3 protein-coding genes are annotated in these 2822 nt (G+C 74.3%); 2 read left to right on the top strand and 1 reads right to left on the bottom strand.

Translation table 11 applies throughout. The features are described 5' to 3' along the window. Nucleotides 1–1093 (top strand): thiamine pyrophosphate-dependent enzyme (locus FV223_RS24445; RefSeq protein ID WP_246689789.1); only part of this gene is annotated, 1093 nt, incomplete at its 5' end. Nucleotides 1094–1106: 13 nt separating this feature from the next. On the opposite strand, the gene FV223_RS24440 is transcribed toward FV223_RS24445, so the two are convergent. Further along, nucleotides 1107–2087, bottom strand: a complete 981-nt coding sequence (locus FV223_RS24440) for a quinone oxidoreductase (protein WP_147729398.1) — start codon at nt 2085–2087, stop codon at nt 1107–1109. A gap of 95 nt (nt 2088–2182) precedes the next feature. Here FV223_RS24440 and FV223_RS24435 point away from each other — a divergent pair. Then, on the top strand, nt 2183–2822 hold a 640-nt coding region (locus FV223_RS24435; RefSeq protein WP_187276233.1), incomplete at its 3' end, for an alanine racemase.

Below are 2822 nucleotides of genomic sequence, written 5' to 3'. Positions count from 1 at the left end.
GCTCGCCGACCACCTCGCCGCGGTGGCGCCCGGGCGCCTCGCCGTCATCGCCGGCGACGAGATCGACGCCAGCGACGCCTCCGGCCAGGCCGTGGCGCTCGCCGACCTCCTCGGCGCGCCGGTCTACGGCTCGTCCTGGCCGGCCCACATCCCCTTCCCCACCGCGCATCCGCTCTGGGCCGGGAACCTGCCGACCAAGGCCACGGAGATCGCCGGCATCCTCGGCGCCTACGACGCGGTGTTCGCGCTCGGCGGCAAGTCGCTGATCACGGTGCTCTACACGGAAGGCTCGGCGGTGCCGGCCGGCACGCAGGTGTTCCAGCTTTCGGCGGACGTGCGCGACCTCGGGCGCACCTACGAGACCACCCTCTCGATGGTCGGCGACGTGCGCGCCTCCCTCGACGCGCTGCTGCCGCTCCTGAGGCCGCGCCTCGCGGAGCGGGCCGATGCCTATGCCGAGCTGCGGGTCGCGGCCGCGCGGATCTACGCGGCCCGTCGCGGAAAGCTGACCGAGGCGGCCGACGCCGCCTTCGCCGACCCGGTGATCGCGCCGCTGGTCGCCGCCCGCGAGATCGCCCGCGCCGTCGGCGCCGACACCGCCATCGTCGACGAGGCGCCGGCGACGATGGCGCATCTGCGCACCTTCCTGCACAGCGACAAGACGCACCAGTACGCCTCGATGCGCGGCGGCGTCCTGGGCTGGGGAATGCCGGCCTCGGTTGGCACCTCGCTCGGCCTCGACCGCGCGCCGGTGGTCTGCGTCGTCGGCGACGGCGCGGCGATGTACTCGCCCCAGGCGCTGTGGACCGCCGCCCACGAAACGCTGCCGGTGACCTTCGTGGTGATCAACAACGCCGAGTACAACATCCTGAAGAACTACATGAAGTCGCAATCCCACTACGCGTCGGTGCGCGCCAACCGCTTCATCGCCATGGACCTCGTCGATCCGCGCATCGACTTCGTCGCGCTGGCCGCCTCGATGGGCGTGCCGGCGCGGCGCGTGACCCGTGCGGCCGACATCGCGGCGGCGATCGAGGACGGGATCCGGTCGGGCGCGCCGAACCTGGTCGAGGTGGTGGTGCGGGCGACCTGACGGGCGGCGTGCCTCACGGCAGCAGCAGGATCGATCCCGTCGTTTCGCGTGCCTCCGCCGCGCGGTGCGCCGCGACCGCCTCCGCGAGCGGGAACCGCGCGCCGATGCGCGCGACGATCGCCCCCGAGGCGATGGCGGCGAAGACCTCGGCCGCGTTGGCCCGCAGGTCCGCGGGGTCGGCATTGTGCGGAAACACCGACGGGCGGGTGAGGAAGAGGCAGCCCTTCTTGTTCAGCAGCTCCGGCTCGATCGCCGGCGCCGGCCCGGAGGCGGCGCCGTAGAGCACCACGAGGCCGAAGGGCGCGGCGAGGTCGAGCGAATGCAGGAAGGTGTCGCGGCCGACCGAATCGTAGACGACCCGCGCCTTGCGGCCGCCGGTGGCGGCGAGCAGCGCCTCGGGCCAGCCCCCTCGCGAATAGTCGACCGCCACGTCGCAGCCGGCCTCGCGCGCCACCGCGCACTTCTCCGCCGATCCCGCGGTGCCGACCACGGTGGCGCCGAGCGCCTTGGCCCAGCGGCACAGGATCTGCCCGACGCCGCCGGCCGCGGCATGGACCAGCACCATCTCGCCCGGCTGGACCGCATGGGTGCGCCGGAGCAGGTACTGCGCGGTCATCCCCTTGAACAGCAGGGCGGCGGCGTCCTCGTCCGAGACGGCGTCGGGGATCGCCACCAGCTTGTCCGCCGGCACGACGCGCCGGTCGGCGTAGCTGCCGAGCCCCGCGTTCATATAGGCGACCCGGTCGCCGACCCGGAACCCCGCGACGCCCTCGCCCAGCGCCTCGATCCGCCCGGCGGCCTCGTGGCCGAGCCCGGTCGGCAGCGGCAGCGGGTAGACCCCCTTGCGCTGATAGACGTCGATGAAGTTGAAGCCGATGGCGGTCTGGCGCAGGAGCACCGCGCCCGGTCCGGGCGGGGGCAGGTCGACGGCTTCGAGGCGCATCGCCTCGGGGGCGCCGAACGCGCGGAGGATGACGGCGTTCGCGTCTGTCATGGCGGTTCTCCGAGGCCGGGCGACGGTCTCGACCACCTAGCCCTGCGCCCGGCATCTGCCTAGAAGGCCGGGACCGGAATCGGAAAGGGGTCGCGATGGCCGTCACCGACGTCGCCGCGGATTCGCTCGCCGCCCTCGACACCCCCTGCCTACTCCTCGACGAGGCGCGCCTGACCGCCAACGTCGCGCGGATGCGGGCGCGGCTCGCCGGCCTCGGCGTCGCCTTCCGGCCCCATCTCAAGACGGCGAAGTCCCTCGACGTGGCGCGCCGCGCGATGACCGGCCCGCGCGGGCCGGCCATGGTCTCGACGCTGCGCGAGGCCGCCTACTTCGCCGAGGGCGGCGTCACCGACCTCACCTACGGCGTCGGCATCGCGCCGCAGAAGCTCGATCGGGTCGGCGGCATCCGCCGGCAATACGGGGCCGACCTCGCGATCGTCCTCGACAGCGTGGCGCAGGCCGAGGCCGTCGCGGCGTGGGTGGCGGCCAACCGCGATCCCGTCTGCGCGCCCCTGCCCGTCCTGATCGAGGTCGACGCCGACGGGCACCGCTCGGGGGTCGCGCCGGACGACGCCGGGACGCTGACGGCGATCGGCCGCGTCCTCGTCGCCGGGGGCGCGGTGCTGCGCGGGGTGCTGCTGCATGCCGGCGACAGCTACGGCCTGAGCGAGCCAGAGCGGATCGCGGCGGCGGCGGAGGTCGAGCGCGCGGCCGGCGTCGCGATCCGCTCTGGCT

It is taken from the genome of Methylobacterium sp. WL116, from assembly GCF_008039455.1.
Lineage (GTDB): Bacteria > Pseudomonadota > Alphaproteobacteria > Rhizobiales > Beijerinckiaceae > Methylobacterium.
The sequence above is the reverse complement of the archived record's forward strand: the minus strand, read 5'-3'. Positions and strand labels throughout refer to the sequence as shown.